Source organism: Paenibacillus profundus, from assembly GCF_021369635.1.
In the GTDB taxonomy this organism is placed as follows: Bacteria; Bacillota; Bacilli; order Paenibacillales; family Paenibacillaceae; genus Paenibacillus_B; species Paenibacillus_B profundus.
The window spans coordinates 1-539 of sequence record NZ_JAJNBZ010000102.1 but is presented as its reverse complement, the minus strand read 5'-3'; the positions used below and the strand labels follow the sequence as shown (position 1 = coordinate 539).

The window sequence follows — 539 nt, the reverse complement described above, 5'->3', positions numbered from 1 at the left end:
GGAGCACGTCTCTATATCCCCCGACTTCGAAAATATCATGATCGATGCCACCATAGTTCGTGTCCACCAGCACGGAGCGGGGGCAAAAGGGGGCAGCAATTACAGGCGATCGGACGCTCCAGAGGCGGAATAACGACCAAAATCCATGCAGTTGTAGACGCGCTGGGAAATCCGCTGCGCTTTGAACTGACCGCCGGCAATTGTCACGACTGTGTCAAAGGGTATGAAATGCTTCAAGATATGGATCTCATCGGCAAGACCGTGATTGCCGACCGAGGTTACGACATGAACAACATTCTGGAACTCATTGAAAAGCAGCAAGCAGTCGCCGTTATTCCCAGCCGAAAACACCGCAAAATTCAACGAACGTGTGATTGGTGGCTATACAAAGAACGCCATTTGGTCGAATGCTTATTCAACAAACTCAAACATTATCGAAGGTTGGCTACTCGCTATGATAAGCTGGCCTGTTCCTTTGCGGCCTTTTTATCGCTGGCCTCTATTCTTTTATGGCTAAATTAGGTTTGAAGACACGCTCT

Annotated in this window: 1 protein-coding gene; it reads left to right on the top strand. The window is 48.8% G+C overall.

The features are described from left to right. Positions 1 to 522 (top strand): IS5 family transposase (locus LQV63_RS31250; protein ID WP_233699656.1); only part of this gene is annotated, 522 nt, incomplete at its 5' end. Between the last annotated feature and the right edge of the window lie 17 nt (positions 523 to 539).